The organism is Dorea formicigenerans (genome assembly GCF_025150245.1).
GTDB lineage: Bacteria > Bacillota > Clostridia > Lachnospirales > Lachnospiraceae > Dorea > Dorea formicigenerans.
Map to the genome: position 1 here is coordinate 184,466 of NZ_CP102279.1, position 15,373 is coordinate 199,838.

Consider the following 15,373-nt stretch of genomic DNA (forward strand, 5'->3'; position numbering starts at 1 on the left):
TGAAAGAGAGGAAAGCAGGATATGAGCGAGCGTTTTAATGTAGCAGACATTTTCGGAGAAGATGTATTTAATGACACTGTTATGCAAGAGCGCCTTCCGAAAAAAGTATACAAGGATTTGAAGAAGACGATCGAGGAAGGAAAAGAATTAGACCTTGCCACAGCTGATGTCATCGCACATGAGATGAAAGAGTGGGCAATTGAGAAGGGAGCTACACATTATACGCACTGGTTCCAGCCACTGACAGGTGTAACTGCTGAGAAGCATGATTCATTCATTTCCGCACCGCTTCCGAGTGGAAAGGTTCTTATGAGCTTTTCAGGAAAAGAACTGATCAAAGGAGAGCCGGATGCATCTTCATTCCCGTCCGGAGGACTTCGTGCAACATTTGAAGCACGTGGATATACAGCATGGGATTGTACATCACCGGCATTTGTAAGACATGATGCAGCAGGTGCTACACTTTGTATCCCAACTGCTTTCTGTTCTTATACAGGAGAGGCACTGGATCAGAAGACACCACTTCTTCGTTCTATGCAGGTAATCAATGAACAGTCATTGAGATTACTTCGTCTCTTTGGAAATACAACAGCTAAGAAGGTAACACCTTCTGTTGGACCTGAGCAGGAATATTTCTTAGTAGATGCTGAAAAGTTCATGCAGAGAAAAGATTTGATCTATACAGGACGTACACTTTTCGGAGCAATGCCTCCAAAAGGTCAGGAGCTGGATGATCATTATTTTGGAACAATCCGCCAGAGAATTGCAGGATTTATGAAAGATGTAAATGAACAGCTCTGGAAAGTTGGAGTTTCATCAAAGACACAGCATAATGAGGTTGCACCGGCACAGCATGAGCTTGCACCAATCTATGCTGAAGCAAATGTAGCTTTGGATCACAACCACCTTGTAATGCAGACGTTAAAGAGAGTTGCATGTCAGCATGGTATGAAGTGTCTGCTTCACGAGAAACCATTTGCAGGAGTTAATGGATCTGGTAAACATGACAACTGGTCACTGATAACGAATGATGGAAAGAATCTTCTGGATCCAGGTGATACACCTCATGAGAATATCCAGTTCTTACTTGTACTTACATGTATTTTGAAAGCTGTTGATGAGCACGCAGATCTTCTTCGTGAGTCTGCAGCTGATCCGGGAAATGATCACAGACTTGGAGCAAATGAGGCTCCACCGGCAATTGTATCTGTATTCCTTGGAGAGCAGCTTGAGGATGTCCTGAATCAGTTGATCAGCACAGGAGAAGCTACACATAGTCTTGCAGAGGGAATCCTTAAGACAGGTGTAGATACACTTCCGGATTTCACAAAAGATGCTACAGACCGTAATAGAACATCACCATTTGCGTTTACAGGTAATAAATTTGAGTTCCGTATGGTAGGATCTCGTGATTCTATTGCCGGACCGAACGTTGTACTTAACACAATCGTAGCAGATGCATTTGCAGAGGCATGTGATGTATTGGAGAAAGCAGATGACTTTGATCTTGCAGTACATGATCTGATCAAGAAATATGCGACAGAGCATCAGAGAATCGTATTCGGTGGAAATGGATACTCTGACGAGTGGGTTGCAGAGGCTGAGAGACGTGGACTTCCGAACATCAAGTCTATGGTAGAAGCTATCCCGGCACTGACAACAGATAAAGCAATTAACCTTTTTGAGAAATATAAAGTATTTACAAAGGCAGAGCTTGAGTCCCGTGCCGAGATCAAATACGAGAACTACTCAAAGGCAATCAATATTGAAGCTCGCACAATGATCGATATGGCTACAAAACAGATCATTCCTGCAGTTATCAAATATACAAAAGAACTTGCAGATACAATCAATGCTGTAAAGGCAGCAGGTGCAGACGTTTCCGTACAGTCTGAGCTTCTGACAGAGATTTCGGCTCTTCTTGTAGAGAGCAAGAGCGCTCTGAAAGCTTTAACAGAAGTTACAGAGAAAGCTGCAGAGATGGAAGAAGGAGAAGAGCAGGCCAGATACTATCACTTCACAGTTGTTCAGGCTATGGCTGCGCTTCGTTCACCAGTTGACAAACTTGAGATGATCGTAGATAAAGAAGCATGGCCAATGCCTTCCTACGGAGATCTGATGTTTGAAGTATAAGATAAATGTTCCGATAGCAGAGTACATGAGATTGTAGACTGCGGAAACTTTAGAAAGAATTAAGGATTTTATAAGGACCTTGGACTTGGAATGGACACATCTTTGTGCTATTCTAGGCTCAAGGTCTTTTTCTATGGCATTTGAGTAATGTTGTATGGAGTAGAGATGCATTGTGGATCTTTAAATAATAAAGTGTGAAGGTGTCTGGCGCGTTCGTGATACATAATAGAAAAGATTAAGTGTTAATATTAGATATAAGAGATTAAGGAAGGAGATGGAAGATATGACAAAAAATGAATTCCTGGAGGGGCTTAGAAAGGCTCTTGGTAATGATCTGGATCGTGAGACTGTGCAGGAAAATGTTGCATATTATGATGGGTATATCAGTGTTCAAGTGAATATTGGAAGAACAGAAGAAGAGGTGACCGCGGAGCTTGGCGATCCGTGGGTAATCGCGCAGACAATTATTGATGCGGAGGAAGCAAAGCGGGGCACGGGCAGAAATGCTGGAAGTTCCTATACTACTGCTAATAGTGGATTCAGTGATCCGGTATATGGAGATGGCGGGGATTATACACGCGAGGATTATTATGATCAGAATCAGGGATATCAGACACATGTGCACACATTTGGCTTTGATACCTGGTGGAAAAAGCTGTTGCTGATACTTGGAATTATTGGGATTATCGTGCTTGTAGTATCGATTGTTGGAGGAATTATAAGCCTTCTGGCACCGATTTTGATTCCGCTTGTGATCATTATGCTGATTATCAGACTGATTGGAGGAAGCGGCCGGCGATGGTAAGCGAGACAGGCAGCCATATAAATATGATTTATATATAGAAAATATATGAAATAAGAAACAGATATTCCGACAGGGTTAAAATCAAGCCTGCCAGAATATCTGTTTTTGTTTGGGAAAATAGGGCAAAATAAAAGACTGATAGGGGAGCTATCAGTCTTTTGAGGGGAGTATAAATAATTAATAAGGGGTTGTAGAAAGTTGTGCTTCCTACGAATTCAAGTATAATATAGGAATTTCTAAAAAGCAAGATAAAAATGAAAAATCTTAAAAAAACCTTAAGTTGAGATTAAGATGCAAAAATATAAAAAATAAAACTATTTTACATCACATAAAATTCGGATGCCGGGACATACTAATTTTGCAGCAAAAAAGATTAGGAGGAATTAATATGGCTAAGAATTACAGTTCATCAAACAAAAACAGTTACGGCGAGGATGGTTACAACTCAACAAACAAGAACAAAACAAATTCAAGTATGGGGGATAAAAACGCATCTAACAAGACTTCAAACAAGAATGCAAAGAATTCTTCAAACAAGAATGCATCTAACGCATCTGACCGCAACTGTCATGATGAGAGTGACAGATACTAATCAGAGCTGATGATCAGCGTGGTTTGCAGGTATACTGTGAATTTTGCTGGCGACCGGGGCATGCCATAAGGCATGTCCCGGTCTGTGTTGCCGGGCATATGAAGTGATAATGATCGAGAAAATGCCTGAGATATTTGAAAATATTTTTTTTTAAATATTTTTTGTTGAGTCTGACTTACGGAAATGATTGACAGTGCCCGGTAATAAAAGTAATATGAAAGAAAAACTTTTTTAATGCAAATGATGATTTGGAGAGATATATGAGAAGAATGGAATTGATTGCTCCGTGCCATTTTGGACTGGAAGCAGTGCTAAAACGTGAAATTATAGACCTTGGATATGAGATTTCGGAAGTGGAAGACGGAAGAGTCACATTTATCGGAGATGAGGAGGCTGTATGTCGTGCAAATGTGTTCCTGCGTACGGCAGAACGTATTCTCATTAAGGTGGGGAGCTTTAAAGCAACAAGCTTTGAAGAGCTGTTTGAGGCAACGAAGAGCCTTCACTGGGAAGAATATATTCCGAGAAACGGAAAATTCTGGGTTGCGAAAGCTGCTTCGATAAAAAGTAAGCTGTTCAGCCCGTCAGATATTCAGTCTATTATGAAAAAAGCGATGGTACGCAGACTTCAGGAGTATTATGGCATTGAATGGTTCCCGGAGGATGGAGCATCTTACCCGGTACGTGTATTTTTAATGAAAGACATTGTGACAATTGGAATTGATACTTCAGGGGTATCTTTACATAAACGTGGATATCGAGAAGTGTCTGGAAAAGCGCCGATTACAGAAACGTTGGCGGCATCACTTATTATGCTGACACCTTGGAATAAAGACCGGATTCTGGTAGATCCATTTTGTGGAAGTGGAACATTTCCGATTGAAGCGGCTATGATGGCAGCCAATATTGCTCCAGGAATGAATCGTTCTTTTACAGCTGAATCTTGGATGAATATTATACCGAAAAAGGTCTGGTATGACACGATTGATGAGGCAAATGATTTGATTCAGGATGATGTCGAGGTGGACATTCAGGGATACGATCTGGACAGTTCTGTAATTAAGATCGCAAGACGCAATGCCAGAGAGGCGGGAGTGGATCATCTGATACATTTTCAGGAAAGAGACGTCAAAGACTTGCATCACCCGAAAAAATATGGTTTTGTGATTACCAATCCACCGTATGGTGAACGATTGGAGGATAAAAAGGATCTTCCGGCCCTTTACAGAGCATTTGGTGAGAGCTTTAAGCATTTGGACAGCTGGTCTGCCTATATGATAACTTCTTATGAAGAAGCTGAACGATATTTTGGACGCAAGGCGGATAAGAATCGTAAGATTTATAATGGAATGTTGAAGACCTATTTCTATCAGTTCCTTGGACCGAAACCGCCAAAGAAGCCGAGGGAAAAGTAGGAAAAGCCAGAGGAGAATTGAAGATGGACACAATTATATTTGCGACAGGTAACAAAAATAAAATGATAGAGATCCGTATGATTCTAGCAGATCTTGGCTGCAAGATCTTGTCCCAGAAAGAAGCCGGAATCCAGGCGGATGTAGTAGAGGATGGACAGACATTTGAAGAAAATGCGTTAATTAAGGCGACGACGATCGCGGATATTGCACGGAAGATGCCAGAGTATAAAAATGCAGTTGTTCTAGCAGATGATTCCGGGCTGGAAATCGATGCGCTGAATAAAGAACCGGGAATCTATTCGGCACGCTATATGGGTGAGGATACGTCTTATGATATTAAGAACCAGGCGTTGATAGACCGGCTTGAGGGAGTGCCGGATGAGAAGCGTACAGCAAGATTTGTATGTGCGATAGCGGCGGCGCTTCCAGACGGAAGTACGGAAGTTGTACGAGGAACGATGGAAGGTCGTATTGGTTATGAGATCACAGGGGAAAATGGATTCGGATATGATCCGATCTTTTATCTGCCGCAGTTTGGCTGCAGCAGTGCGGAACTTGAACCGGAGAAGAAAAATGAACTGAGCCATCGCGGAGAAGGACTTCGCAAAATGCGCAAAGTATTGGAAGAAAAGCTGGAAAGCAAATAGAAGATATGACCAGACGAAAGAAAAGGCAGCTAGAAGAATACAGTAAAAGAAAAGACAGGAAGACAAAAGAAATATGAAAATTGTGATAGTAAGTGATACACATGGTTCCAGAAAGAATATTGAAAATGTTTGTGAGTGTAATCCGGATGCGGATATGCTGATCCATCTTGGTGATGTGGAAGATGATGCAGATTACATAGAAGCTATTTTTGAGTGTCCAACGCATATTGTGGGTGGAAACAATGATTTCTTTTCAAGACTTCCGAGGGAGGAAGAATTTGAACTGGAAGGACATCATATCTTTATTACGCATGGACATGCATATTATGTCAGCATGGGAGAGGCGCATTTGCAGGAAGAAGCACGCCGCAGAGGTGCGGATATTGTGATGTATGGGCACACACATGTGCCGGCACTTACAATAGACGCTGATCTTGTGACGCTGAATCCGGGCAGCCTGACTTATCCGAGGCAGCAGGGACGACAAGCTACCTACATGGTGATGAAATTAGAAAAAGGAAAACAGCCTGAAGTAGAGCTTAAAACTGTGTAAAGATATGAACTCAATAAGTCTGGAAAGCCCGATTTTACGGGCTTTCCGAAGTATGGAAGATACTTTGAAGAATTTTTTTGAAAAAAGTTTAAAAAAGTTGTTGACATATAGAGGGGGCTTATGTATAATACTATTTGTGTCACGGAGATAACGACACGGAAACAAAAAACGGGGTGTGGCTCAGCTTGGCTAGAGCGCCTGGTTTGGGACCAGGAGGTCGCAGGTTCGAATCCTGTCACCCCGATTGATATGCGGGTGTAGTTCAATGGTAGAACACCAGCCTTCCAAGCTGGATACGTGGGTTCGATTCCCATCACCCGCTTTCTTAAAGCCTGAAAGCTTTGAGAGCGGTTCTGGTAAAGAATGAATCGAAGAAAACAATTAATACGCGGGTGTAGTTCAATGGTAGAACACCAGCCTTCCAAGCTGGATACGTGGGTTCGATTCCCATCACCCGCTTTCTTGAAGCCTAAAAGCTTTGAGAGATAGTTCTAATAGAGCTAGATTGAGTCTGTAGCTCAGCTGGATAGAGCAACGGCCTTCTAAGCCGTAGGTCGAGGGTTCGAATCCCCCCAGGCTCGTTAGAACCACAGAAAATAGAATAGTGCTAAGTGTACTAAGTTGGACAAGCATAGTTCGATAAGTGTATATGGTGGGTATGGTGCAGTTGGTTAGCGCGCCAGATTGTGGTTCTGGATATCATGGGTTCGAGTCCCATTACCCACCCTTTTTTATTTTATTGGGCTATCGCCAAGCGGTAAGGCACAGGACTTTGACTCCTGCATTCGTTGGTTCGAATCCAACTAGCCCAGTTTTTATGGGCGTGTAGCTCAGGTGGTAGAGCACTTGACTTTTAATCAAGTTGTCCGGGGTTCGAATCCCCGCACGCTCACTGAATAGAATCCCCGTAAACCCAATGATTTCAAGGGTTTGCGGGGATTTTTCGTGTTTTGTGAATAGGTCAAAGTAGGTGAAAATAATACAAAGTAAATGTCTCAAAAGTGCCTCAGAAAAACAAGATGTCTCAAAGATGTCTCAGAAAAAAGAGTATGAGATAAAAAAATCTCACACTCTTAAAAATTAATCGCATCATTCACAGCGCCCTCTACATCTTCACGTTCGGCCAGAATATGTGAGTACACATTCATAACCATAGCCTCTGTATCACCAAGGAGCTGTGCAATCCTTTTGATGGATACACGAGGAATCTGATAACATAAGGACGAACAATAGTTGTGACGGAACACATGCCCGGTCAATCCAACGATATCCTCTTTACACGCAGCCTGCATCGATTCCACGATTCTCTTCCACATTTTGTCATAAGCACTTTTGGTAAGAGGCTTCTTATCTCGCATGGTCACGAAGAGCTGAGTCCGGCCGGAATGCTTAACGCTCTCTACATAGCTCTGAACCACGGGGAGAATCTTGGAAGGTATTGGAATGGTACGGATTCCATTAGAGCTCTTCGGATTCTTAACACCGGGAGTATTTGTAATATACTCATAGGCCTTACTAATAGATACTTCACGCTTTTTGAAATTAAAATCAAATATCGTAAGTGCCACGCACTCCTCACGTCTCAATCCACATCCATATATCAGATACACATAAGCCTGATCAGAATCATATTTATAAGTCGCGCCAAAGACGGCTTTCTTTTCGTCTGGTGTCAGAGGACGCTTTTCACTCGGCTTATATTTTATCTTGTCGGTACTCCTAAGAATATCATCAGCCACATTAGCAGCCAGAAGCTTGTCAGACACTGCAGATTTTAGAACCGCAGAAAAGGTCAATAAAATCTGCTGTTGAGTGCGCCTCTTATCCTCTGCATTTGCTAATAAAGTTTCAATGTGAATACGCTCCACATCTTTTAGCTTTAGCGCATTAAGAGCCGTGAAGTGCTTTTCAATAATATTCTCATACATGCGCTTAGTATTATTGGAGCGCCTGGACTTATACACATTCAGCCAGCTTCGGGAATAGTCTATGAACAATATGTCCGTATTCCTCACATAGTTCCTGGATTCAATCTGAGCTTTCATAGCAGCAACCTGACGTTCCAGGTCACGACTGCTCTTATTACTCCGGAGCGTGATCCGGTGCTTACGTCCATTCTGATCATAAGTTCCATCCCAAACCTTAGTCTGGTAATATCCGTCAGCTCCACAGGTATATTTTTTTGACGCCATTGTATCAACCTCTCTAAAAATAAGTATAAAAAATACACCTATACGGTGCCGTGGATTTGTGATACAATATTCTTGCTAGGGAGTATTGTATCGTGCACAGCACGTATAGTATTCATCAACCGTCCTTGTTACCAGCAAGGGCGGTTTTTGATTATTGAGCTAAGTCAAAAATAAATGGTGAGAATTCAAGCTCATAATTATCACTGGCACCCTCAACATAAAGCTGAAGAGCAGCAGGATCCAACTTGTCAAAGCAAAGTATTCCAGATGAAGATGCTCCAGGAAGTAACTCAGAAGAAAGCTCCGGATATTCTTCAAAGGAATTATAAGTATAAATCTGCTCATACTGCTGACCGTTCTGCAAAACTTTTGAAGAGGAAGACCAAATATTCATCTTATCAGATGAGTTGTTTGTAGCAGTAACATAAAATCTTGTCTCATCTTTTGCGAATTCAACTTTTGTAACAGAGATGGAAATTCCATTTTGTTCAGCAACCTTATCTGTAAATTCCCATGTTGCATCAGCTTTTCCGAATGATTCAAGATAAGTTGTCTTTTCTGCTGAATCAGCTACAAGGTAAGCCCATGTGGAATCAACACCCATGACAGTCTGGCCGTCTTTTGCTTTTTCGATTTTTGCATCAAAATTAATAAGATCATCTGTTTTAGGTGTCTCAGACATAATAGATTTTGGAATTTCAACTAACACGCTGTTATTGTAATCCATATCCACATATACCTGACAGCCGTAAATATCATCATTGGAGTCGACAGTGGAAACAATTCCGGTAAACTTAATGTATTTACCATTATAAGAATCCGGATTAGAAGCAACTGCAGTAATATCGTCTACATACTCCTTTTCTTTTGATGCAGTCTCAGTTTTCTTTGAACTTTCTGAGTTTGAACCGCCACAAGCAGTTACATTGATCGCCATCATAGCAACCAGCATCAGTGTTACAATTTTTCTTTTCATAAAGTACCTCTCTTTCCTAGAAGTTTAAGTAAGTTTTATATATAAACGCCATGGGCGAATATACCAATTATTCCCATGATACTTATTAAGGCATATCATATATAATACAATTATGAAAGTATTACTGGGACAAATTATGTATGACAAAAATCTTTCTGTGCGCCAGGTATCTATCATGACTGGAGTGTCCAAATCCACAATAAACAGAATCGTTAATGGACAAGTATCTCCAACCTTAGATACTGTGGAGCAGCTTGCAAAAGGTCTTCATCTGAAAGTTACGGACCTTTTCGAATCCGATATTCAATAAGTGTCCCATATCTGGGACAATTTCCAATTTTTACAACAGTTTCCTCCACTTTATGTGTCTTTATTAATAGAAGAGCGCATAAAAGATAAATAAGAACAAATGTTCGAAAAACCATTGAAAACAAAATCTAATAGTGATAAGATTCAATCAAGGAATTTCGGATGTATGCTCTAAGAGGAGGTACGCAGTATGGACAAAGAAACATGTAAGAAGCACATTATTGAAATGATCGAAAAAATAGACGACATTTCACAATTAAAGAGAATTTATGCCTACGTACATAGATTCTTCATCCGGAGGACAGGCGAATAGCCTGTTCTTTTTTTTAGGTAAATACACTTCGGAAGTAATCTTTGATTACCTGTCGATGTTCATAAGTCATCTCAAGGTATTCTTTTAACATTTTTCTATCAACTTCATCAAGATTATACTCTTCAACAACCTCATCAATCAGACAATCTGGAGCCGCAACAAACATTTCACCATCGCCGACAGTAAGCCAATAATAGTCAACTCTAAATTCGCGGCAAATAGATTTTGCCATTTGTTCGGTCAAATTTCTGCGACCGGACTCTAAAGAACATATGGCAGTCTTGGTAACACCAAGGCGCTGCCCCATTTCTTCTTGAGTTAAGCCAAGTGATTTACGAAGTGTTTTAAGTCGTTCATTCATTTTAAGATATCGCCTCCTTCTAGCAATACAATATCACTAAAAGTTAGCAAAGTCAACAAAAACATAAAAACAGAGTTGACAAATATAACTATGACAACTATAATGTGAGCATAGACAACGAAAGGAGTGATAAAAATGACAAAAGCAAAGGAAATACAATTTGAAAAAATGAAAGAAGACGCCATGGACTTTGGCGAAATCCTGGCAATGATACCGGAAGAAAAACAGGGCGACGCGAGAAATATATTAAAAGGGTTCGCGTTGTGCGCATCTATTGAAGAAGATAAGAGCGCATAAGGAAGGAGAGGTGAAGAAGATGTGGGAAAAAATAGAAGCCATAATGCTTTTAATATTTTTTGTGATTTGGTCATTAGGCTGGTTAACAACATACATAGCATTAAAAGCAGTTCTATTCTACATGAAGGCGAAAAAATATGCACCACCAAATAAGGCAGAGCTGAAAAAGTGGTGCAGATATGCTGCAAAACATTCCTTCGGATTAGTGGAAAATTTGCCGGATTAGGATTTCAGCTATCACGGTAGATAGAATTCCGAGCATCCAAGCCAAGAGATAAGACACCGGACGAGTGAGATGAAGAATGATTTCTCTGATTCTGGCATAACGGCGTTCAGAAAGATATGAATAAGCTTTGGCTGTTAATACGACGTGACGGATGTAGTGCTTGACATAGCCGTCCTTAACTAATTCATCTATGTAGTCAAGCAATACGGCATTGGGAATATTCTTGAAATAGGGATCATCGTAATAACGGCAAATACAATTCATATCTGCAGTTTCAATGAAATGCTTCAGGACAGTGTGCCGGGAAAGACGTTTGGGATTTAAAGAGGGTGCGAATAAGTTCATAATATGATTCCTTTCTTTTGAACTAGGCATGGCAGTGCCTGTAAGAAGAGTATAGGAGAAATGAAGAAAAAGAGCAACAGTAAAAGAGGTGAGTGGATGAAAGAAGTAGAAAAGACAATAGATGACCTGTGTAAACTCATACAGAAAAAAACAGAAAATTGCAAAGAAAGCTATGAGGTAAACGAACTGACAGAATTAACCAAAGCTCTGGCAGAACTGATAACCGCCAGAGCCAAGCTTGAATAGAAAGAGGTAAACAAATGCTAAAAGACATAGCACCATTGCTGGCATCGATAGCCGCGGTGTTAACGGCCATCGACCAAATATCCATAATTATCACAACAAAGCGATTATGGAAGCAACAGCAGCAATTACAGCAACAATTGGAGGAGCTACAGAAAGGATAAAAAAGTGGACAAATACATAGAAGCCTTAAAAGGCATTTCATACTCTGACTGGGTGAAGTTGCGAATGTGCATGGACGAAGAGTTCGACCGTCAGATTGGAGAAGCAAAGAAACAGATCAGGTTCAATAGCGTTGAGAAAGTAAAGAGGACTATACGTCATTACATCAATTAAGCAGGGAGGCGAGAAGAATGAAGTATCCAAAGAAGATTATGTCCAGACCGGATCTAATAAAAATGGGATTTTCAGAGACATATCTGAGAAGAGCATTTGCAACACCAGGGCAGACATTTGCATGGCAGGATAATCCCCAAATTAAAAACAGTCCGTATCAATACGATACGGAAGCATTCGAGGTATGGAGACAGAAAGACATACAGATGCAACAGAAAGCAATGCGTCAGAAGATAGGGGTGATGTAATGGAAGGGATAAGAGCACATAAACGAAAAATTCTGATGTGTAAGACAGTTAGAGCGGTTACAGAGACAATCGGAGTCATTGGAATGGCGACCACCTGGATGGGTGTAAGTCACATGACTAACAGCAGTCCGGCATTGCTTCCGGGAGGGACAAGAATCGTGGCTGGATTAATCATTGTGACAACAGCATACCTAATCAACAAGGCGGTCAGATATGCAAAATAAAAAAAGAAAAGGAACTTGCCAAAACAAGTCCCAATTCCACTTTCACAGATTCGATGTCCGCAAAAGATACCCTACGGATATTATAGCTGTGAGGGTGGAGAAAGTCAAGAAAATAAGGGTTTTCACACTCTCTTTTCGGACTTGTTAAGAATATTAATATTGGCATCACAGTTATGAAAAAAAGATATAAGAGATTAACCTATGTTTTCAAAAACAGTATAGAGGTATATGAGTATCTGGATGGTAGGTATGGAGCTCCTGGAGAGAAGAGGGAAAAGAAAAAGAAAGCCACCAAGGAAGAGATTGCAAAAAGGAATCAATGGAACAGGGAGAGAAAGGTAAGGCATAAACTCAAGACATGGTTCCATGAAAATGACTACCTTGTCTTGCTGACTTACAAGAAAGAAGAACGTCCTCCGGACATGAAGACAGCAAAGGCTCAATTCAAGACATGGTACGAAAAGCTTCGGAAGGAATTCCGAAAAAGAGGTGCAGAACTTCGATGGATCAGGAACATAGAAAAGGGTTTAAGAGGGAACTGGCACGTCCATGTGGTGATCAATCGTATCGAAGGTGCGGATATCCTTATCAAAAAAGCATGGCCACATGGAAGCGCAACATTCAAGCACCTATATGAGAACGGAGACTTCGCAGACCTTGCAGGTTACATGTGCAAGACACCGGAGACGTGTGCCAGATACAATGAGAGTCTAAGTGAAGCAAGTTACTCAGCTTCCAAGAACCTTCCAGTCGAAGAGCCAAAAGTCAAAAAGCTCGCCTACTGGAGAAAAGAGCCAAAAGAAAAGGAAGGATACTACATAGACCGGGATAGTTTCCACGAGGGAACAAACCCAAGAACCAAGTGTAAATACAGATATTACACATTGGTGAGGATTCACAGGAGGATTTAAAGTGAAAGTTGAAGTGAATGAGACGCTTTTGAAAGAGTTTGGGCGCGTGTATAACGCTTGGAACAAGGAACATGGCATGGAGCCAGTATTAGATACCAGAGCATTAGCAGATATGGCAATCGCAAAAGCGGTCATGGTCATGAGAGACCGCATCGAAGCAGATACGGAAAGAAAAAAATACATGGTGGACCGTTACCGCGTAGAAGAATACTGCAATGTTTATAATCGCAAAGTAGAGCTGGAAGGAAAGCCAGATATTTTGAAATTTGAACCGTGCGAAGAGTTTGCAAATCACGCTATTTTAGTCGCAACAGAGATTACAAGAGACAAGGTGAGAGAACTGGAGGAACAGGAATGTACAAAGTAGATATTTATCTTGCCCAAAGTACTGCCAGCCTTAGTAAAGACGAAAGGTGGCACGGTTACGTGGTAGCTTGCATAAAGAACGGTGAGGAGAAAACCGTAAACGGATTCGGGCATATATTCGGTACATATCACGAGGCGACATTAAGGTCACTGTCTGACGCACTGGACAGGCTTAATCAGAGCTGTGAAGTCCATATCCACACAGAAGACCGTTTCGTCATGAACATGCTCGGCACCCAGTTAGAGAAATGGGCGGGCAATAACTATTTGAATGCCAGGGGCGAGCCGATCAAGCACGCAGAGTTATGGGAAGAGGTCTATGTGCGTACAAGAGGGCAGTTAATTGTAGCAGAAGAAGGAAGACACAGCTATAGCGAATGGCTGGACACGGAAATGAAAAGGAGAGAAAGATGATTAGAAGCGAGGTAAGCGGAAGGTGCACGAGCACAAAAATCGAAGGAGGCGGAGAGGACATCTTGTATGAATACAGAGCAATCACGAAGAATCTGTATGAAGTAATGCTGGAAACGGGTATGCTGCCGAAAATGGCAGAAAGATTAATTCATGGCACGGCGAGTCATGGGATTAAAATGGCGAAGGAGGATAAATGAGCAGTAACGACTTAACACGAGAAGAGTGGAGACAGCAAAAGATAGAGAAAAGAGCTGCATTTACAAAACTTCAGAATCTAACCTATCAAGAAAAACTGTGGCGCCAGGCACATATGGCAAAGGCATTCCAAGAAGAGATGACTGACAGGGGATTCGGGTGTCATGTAAGTGTAGGCGGATTGGACAGCATTGTGCTATACATATGGCTCAAAAGTATCGGAATTGACGTACCAGGAATTTCCGTATCGATACTGGAAGACAAAAGTATTCAGAAAGTGCACAAAGCACTGGGACTTGAAGTTGTAAAACCATATAAAACCAAAGTTCAAGTACTGAATGAAGTCGGATTTCCGGTAATTTCCAAAAAGATCGCGGGAAGAATCAACACTTTGCAGAATCCAACGGAAAACAATAAGACGGTCCGGCATGCCATTATCACTGGTGAATGCGGGGAACAGGGGCACTATGCCAAGAATAGTAGAATGCAGCTCCCTCAGAAATGGCTCAAATTGTTCGGAGGATACGAAAATGAGAATGAAAATGTCCATTATGGAAAACCAGACGAAGAAATTAAGGTCAGCAACGAGTGTTGCTATTGGTTAAAAGAAAAGCCATGTGATGACTGGGCGAAAACACATAAAAGCTATCCGTATTTGGGATTAATGGCAGTTGAAGGCGGTCAACGTGAAGAATCACTGATAGAACATGGTTGCAACTACTACGGAAAAGGAGTAATCCGGTCAGCACCGTTTGCCATATTTTTAAGGCAAGATCTTCTCCAGCTAGCAATGGAAATGGGCAAATGGTATCACGAACACTTAGATGTTTTTGAAACACTTTTCCACGAACAGCCTTATGGGAAGAATGCAGACGGAACACTAAAAGAATATGTTCCGGTAGACAGCATTATTCCGAAAATATACGGAGAGATTGCCAGAAAAGACAATGGCGATCTATACACAACAGGAGCACAGCGTACAGGCTGTAGTATGTGTGGTTTTGGAATCCACTTGGAAAAACGTCCACACAGATTTGACAGGCTCAGGGAACGCAATGAAAAAGAGTGGGAATTCTGGATGTATAAGTGCTGCACCAATCCGAAGACCGGAGAGAAGTTCGGTTGGGGAAAGGTACTGGATTATATAGGCGTGGGTTGGGAAGACATTCCACCAAAACAAATGACGATAGAGGATTATATGAATGGGATTGGACGTTTTTGAAAATTATGAATGTGATGGTCAGATAGAAATATCTAACCTGAAAAAGGAGG

The 15,373-nt window shown here is 41.4% G+C and carries 23 protein-coding genes and 7 tRNA genes; 26 read left to right on the forward strand and 4 right to left on the reverse strand.

The window, feature by feature from the left end; genetic code table 11:
• Positions 1-21 precede the first annotated feature (21 nt).
• From NQ560_RS00865 to NQ560_RS00925, 13 genes are all read left to right on the forward strand, one after another.
• Positions 22-2,133, forward strand: coding sequence for a glutamine synthetase III family protein (locus NQ560_RS00865; protein WP_005331968.1), 2,112 nt, complete (start codon positions 22-24; stop codon positions 2,131-2,133).
• Between the two features lie 283 nt (positions 2,134-2,416).
• On the forward strand, positions 2,417-2,938 hold the full coding sequence (locus NQ560_RS00870) for a DUF1700 domain-containing protein (protein ID WP_040015380.1): 522 nt from the start codon (positions 2,417-2,419) through the stop codon (positions 2,936-2,938).
• 388 nt (positions 2,939-3,326) lie between these two features.
• Complete coding sequence (locus NQ560_RS00875) at positions 3,327-3,530, forward strand: hypothetical protein (protein WP_005331971.1); 204 nt, start codon at positions 3,327-3,329, stop codon at positions 3,528-3,530.
• Between the two features lie 260 nt (positions 3,531-3,790).
• On the forward strand, positions 3,791-4,945 hold the full coding sequence (locus tag NQ560_RS00880; protein ID WP_040015381.1) for a THUMP domain-containing class I SAM-dependent RNA methyltransferase: 1,155 nt from the start codon (positions 3,791-3,793) through the stop codon (positions 4,943-4,945).
• A 23-nt stretch (positions 4,946-4,968) separates the two neighbouring features.
• Positions 4,969-5,592 (forward strand): RdgB/HAM1 family non-canonical purine NTP pyrophosphatase, encoded by a 624-nt coding sequence (gene rdgB / locus NQ560_RS00885; protein WP_005331974.1) that lies wholly within the window; start codon positions 4,969-4,971, stop codon positions 5,590-5,592.
• Between the two features lie 73 nt (positions 5,593-5,665).
• Positions 5,666-6,145 (forward strand): metallophosphoesterase, encoded by a 480-nt coding sequence (locus NQ560_RS00890; protein WP_005331976.1) that lies wholly within the window; start codon positions 5,666-5,668, stop codon positions 6,143-6,145.
• 169 nt (positions 6,146-6,314) lie between these two features.
• A tRNA-Pro gene (locus NQ560_RS00895) sits at positions 6,315-6,389 on the forward strand.
• 7 nt (positions 6,390-6,396) lie between these two features.
• Positions 6,397-6,467, forward strand: a tRNA-Gly gene (locus NQ560_RS00900).
• Positions 6,468-6,533: 66 nt separating this feature from the next.
• A tRNA-Gly gene (locus NQ560_RS00905) sits at positions 6,534-6,604 on the forward strand.
• Between the two features lie 48 nt (positions 6,605-6,652).
• Positions 6,653-6,726: transfer RNA gene (locus NQ560_RS00910), tRNA-Arg, on the forward strand.
• A 71-nt stretch (positions 6,727-6,797) separates the two neighbouring features.
• Positions 6,798-6,871 (forward strand) — tRNA-His (locus NQ560_RS00915).
• Positions 6,872-6,885: 14 nt separating this feature from the next.
• A tRNA-Gln gene (locus tag NQ560_RS00920) sits at positions 6,886-6,957 on the forward strand.
• A gap of 7 nt (positions 6,958-6,964) precedes the next feature.
• A tRNA-Lys gene (locus tag NQ560_RS00925) sits at positions 6,965-7,037 on the forward strand.
• A 181-nt stretch (positions 7,038-7,218) separates the two neighbouring features.
• Here NQ560_RS00925 and NQ560_RS00930 read toward each other — a convergent pair.
• Together NQ560_RS00930 and NQ560_RS00935 are read right to left on the reverse strand one after the other, a co-directional pair.
• Entirely contained in the window at positions 7,219-8,337 is a 1,119-nt protein-coding gene (locus tag NQ560_RS00930; RefSeq protein WP_005331977.1) for a tyrosine-type recombinase/integrase, read from the reverse strand.
• Positions 8,338-8,488: 151 nt separating this feature from the next.
• Positions 8,489-9,313 (reverse strand): DUF5067 domain-containing protein, encoded by an 825-nt coding sequence (locus NQ560_RS00935; protein WP_005331978.1) that lies wholly within the window; start codon positions 9,311-9,313, stop codon positions 8,489-8,491.
• A gap of 136 nt (positions 9,314-9,449) precedes the next feature.
• Here NQ560_RS00935 and NQ560_RS15690 point away from each other — a divergent pair, with 136 nt between their 5' ends.
• The gene (locus NQ560_RS15690; RefSeq protein WP_255348539.1) at positions 9,450-9,623 is read left to right on the forward strand and encodes a helix-turn-helix domain-containing protein; all 174 of its coding nucleotides are present in this window, start codon (positions 9,450-9,452) and stop codon (positions 9,621-9,623) included.
• Between the two features lie 189 nt (positions 9,624-9,812).
• On the forward strand, positions 9,813-9,935 hold the full coding sequence (locus tag NQ560_RS00945) for a hypothetical protein (protein WP_005331980.1): 123 nt from the start codon (positions 9,813-9,815) through the stop codon (positions 9,933-9,935).
• A 13-nt stretch (positions 9,936-9,948) separates the two neighbouring features.
• On the opposite strand, the gene NQ560_RS00950 is transcribed toward NQ560_RS00945, so the two are convergent.
• On the reverse strand, positions 9,949-10,296 hold the full coding sequence (locus tag NQ560_RS00950) for a helix-turn-helix transcriptional regulator (protein WP_005331981.1): 348 nt from the start codon (positions 10,294-10,296) through the stop codon (positions 9,949-9,951).
• Between the two features lie 135 nt (positions 10,297-10,431).
• Between NQ560_RS00950 and NQ560_RS00955 the strand changes: the two genes are divergently transcribed.
• Entirely contained in the window at positions 10,432-10,593 is a 162-nt protein-coding gene (locus NQ560_RS00955; RefSeq protein ID WP_005331982.1) for a hypothetical protein, read from the forward strand.
• A 19-nt stretch (positions 10,594-10,612) separates the two neighbouring features.
• Positions 10,613-10,819, forward strand: coding sequence for a hypothetical protein (locus tag NQ560_RS00960; protein ID WP_040015382.1), 207 nt, complete (start codon positions 10,613-10,615; stop codon positions 10,817-10,819).
• On the opposite strand, the gene NQ560_RS00965 is transcribed toward NQ560_RS00960, so the two are convergent.
• Positions 10,796-11,164 carry a hypothetical protein gene (locus NQ560_RS00965; protein WP_151200064.1) on the reverse strand — a complete coding sequence of 123 codons (369 nt, stop codon included), beginning with the start codon at positions 11,162-11,164 and terminating at the stop codon, positions 10,796-10,798. The two genes, NQ560_RS00960 and NQ560_RS00965, sit on opposite strands and share 24 nt — an antisense overlap.
• Before the next feature lie 96 nt (positions 11,165-11,260).
• On the opposite strand from NQ560_RS00965, the gene NQ560_RS00970 reads away from it, so the two are divergent.
• The 9 genes from NQ560_RS00970 to NQ560_RS01010 all read left to right on the forward strand — a co-directional run bounded on the left by NQ560_RS00970 (position 11,261) and on the right by NQ560_RS01010 (position 15,323).
• Positions 11,261-11,410, forward strand: coding sequence for a hypothetical protein (locus NQ560_RS00970; protein ID WP_154104216.1), 150 nt, complete (start codon positions 11,261-11,263; stop codon positions 11,408-11,410).
• A gap of 165 nt (positions 11,411-11,575) precedes the next feature.
• Positions 11,576-11,743, forward strand: coding sequence for a hypothetical protein (locus NQ560_RS00975; RefSeq protein ID WP_005331990.1), 168 nt, complete (start codon positions 11,576-11,578; stop codon positions 11,741-11,743).
• 17 nt (positions 11,744-11,760) lie between these two features.
• On the forward strand, positions 11,761-11,991 hold the full coding sequence (locus NQ560_RS00980; RefSeq protein ID WP_005331992.1) for a hypothetical protein: 231 nt from the start codon (positions 11,761-11,763) through the stop codon (positions 11,989-11,991).
• Positions 11,991-12,215 (forward strand): hypothetical protein, encoded by a 225-nt coding sequence (locus NQ560_RS00985; protein WP_005331993.1) that lies wholly within the window; start codon positions 11,991-11,993, stop codon positions 12,213-12,215. Before NQ560_RS00980 ends, NQ560_RS00985 begins: the two co-directional genes overlap by 1 nt.
• 173 nt (positions 12,216-12,388) lie before the next feature.
• Complete coding sequence (locus NQ560_RS00990) at positions 12,389-13,126, forward strand: rolling circle replication-associated protein (RefSeq protein WP_005331995.1); 738 nt, start codon at positions 12,389-12,391, stop codon at positions 13,124-13,126.
• 1 nt (position 13,127) lies between these two features.
• The gene (locus NQ560_RS00995) at positions 13,128-13,493 is read left to right on the forward strand and encodes a hypothetical protein (RefSeq protein ID WP_005331996.1); all 366 of its coding nucleotides are present in this window, start codon (positions 13,128-13,130) and stop codon (positions 13,491-13,493) included.
• The gene (locus tag NQ560_RS01000; protein WP_005331997.1) at positions 13,481-13,906 is read left to right on the forward strand and encodes a ribonuclease H family protein; all 426 of its coding nucleotides are present in this window, start codon (positions 13,481-13,483) and stop codon (positions 13,904-13,906) included. Before NQ560_RS00995 ends, NQ560_RS01000 begins: the two co-directional genes overlap by 13 nt.
• Positions 13,903-14,103, forward strand: coding sequence for a hypothetical protein (locus NQ560_RS01005; RefSeq protein ID WP_005331998.1), 201 nt, complete (start codon positions 13,903-13,905; stop codon positions 14,101-14,103). The genes NQ560_RS01000 and NQ560_RS01005 overlap by 4 nt, the downstream gene beginning before the upstream one ends.
• Positions 14,100-15,323 carry a hypothetical protein gene (locus NQ560_RS01010; RefSeq protein WP_005331999.1) on the forward strand — a complete coding sequence of 408 codons (1,224 nt, stop codon included), beginning with the start codon at positions 14,100-14,102 and terminating at the stop codon, positions 15,321-15,323. The genes NQ560_RS01005 and NQ560_RS01010 overlap by 4 nt, the downstream gene beginning before the upstream one ends.
• Positions 15,324-15,373: the final 50 nt, after the last annotated feature.

What these genes read in the sequence shown, in the direction of transcription:
- NQ560_RS00930 (WP_005331977.1), bottom strand. Translation starts at nt 8,337, where the DNA reads ATGGCGTCAAAAAAATATACCTGTGGAGCTGACGGATATTACCAGACT.
- NQ560_RS00980 (WP_005331992.1), top strand. Translation starts at nt 11,761, where the DNA reads ATGAAGTATCCAAAGAAGATTATGTCCAGACCGGATCTAATAAAAATG.
- rdgB (WP_005331974.1), top strand. Translation starts at nt 4,969, where the DNA reads ATGGACACAATTATATTTGCGACAGGTAACAAAAATAAAATGATAGAG.
- NQ560_RS00970 (WP_154104216.1), top strand. Translation starts at nt 11,261, where the DNA reads ATGAAAGAAGTAGAAAAGACAATAGATGACCTGTGTAAACTCATACAG.
- NQ560_RS00990 (WP_005331995.1), top strand. Translation starts at nt 12,389, where the DNA reads ATGAAAAAAAGATATAAGAGATTAACCTATGTTTTCAAAAACAGTATA.
- NQ560_RS01000 (WP_005331997.1), top strand. Translation starts at nt 13,481, where the DNA reads ATGTACAAAGTAGATATTTATCTTGCCCAAAGTACTGCCAGCCTTAGT.
- NQ560_RS01010 (WP_005331999.1), top strand. Translation starts at nt 14,100, where the DNA reads ATGAGCAGTAACGACTTAACACGAGAAGAGTGGAGACAGCAAAAGATA.
- NQ560_RS00875 (WP_005331971.1), top strand. Translation starts at nt 3,327, where the DNA reads ATGGCTAAGAATTACAGTTCATCAAACAAAAACAGTTACGGCGAGGAT.
- NQ560_RS00945 (WP_005331980.1), top strand. Translation starts at nt 9,813, where the DNA reads ATGGACAAAGAAACATGTAAGAAGCACATTATTGAAATGATCGAAAAA.
- NQ560_RS00870 (WP_040015380.1), top strand. Translation starts at nt 2,417, where the DNA reads ATGACAAAAAATGAATTCCTGGAGGGGCTTAGAAAGGCTCTTGGTAAT.
- NQ560_RS00955 (WP_005331982.1), top strand. Translation starts at nt 10,432, where the DNA reads ATGACAAAAGCAAAGGAAATACAATTTGAAAAAATGAAAGAAGACGCC.
- NQ560_RS00950 (WP_005331981.1), bottom strand. Translation starts at nt 10,296, where the DNA reads ATGAATGAACGACTTAAAACACTTCGTAAATCACTTGGCTTAACTCAA.
- NQ560_RS00960 (WP_040015382.1), top strand. Translation starts at nt 10,613, where the DNA reads ATGTGGGAAAAAATAGAAGCCATAATGCTTTTAATATTTTTTGTGATT.
- NQ560_RS00880 (WP_040015381.1), top strand. Translation starts at nt 3,791, where the DNA reads ATGAGAAGAATGGAATTGATTGCTCCGTGCCATTTTGGACTGGAAGCA.
- NQ560_RS01005 (WP_005331998.1), top strand. Translation starts at nt 13,903, where the DNA reads ATGATTAGAAGCGAGGTAAGCGGAAGGTGCACGAGCACAAAAATCGAA.
- NQ560_RS15690 (WP_255348539.1), top strand. Translation starts at nt 9,450, where the DNA reads ATGTATGACAAAAATCTTTCTGTGCGCCAGGTATCTATCATGACTGGA.
- NQ560_RS00965 (WP_151200064.1), bottom strand. Translation starts at nt 11,164, where the DNA reads ATGAACTTATTCGCACCCTCTTTAAATCCCAAACGTCTTTCCCGGCAC.
- NQ560_RS00890 (WP_005331976.1), top strand. Translation starts at nt 5,666, where the DNA reads ATGAAAATTGTGATAGTAAGTGATACACATGGTTCCAGAAAGAATATT.
- NQ560_RS00985 (WP_005331993.1), top strand. Translation starts at nt 11,991, where the DNA reads ATGGAAGGGATAAGAGCACATAAACGAAAAATTCTGATGTGTAAGACA.
- NQ560_RS00865 (WP_005331968.1), top strand. Translation starts at nt 22, where the DNA reads ATGAGCGAGCGTTTTAATGTAGCAGACATTTTCGGAGAAGATGTATTT.
- NQ560_RS00935 (WP_005331978.1), bottom strand. Translation starts at nt 9,313, where the DNA reads ATGAAAAGAAAAATTGTAACACTGATGCTGGTTGCTATGATGGCGATC.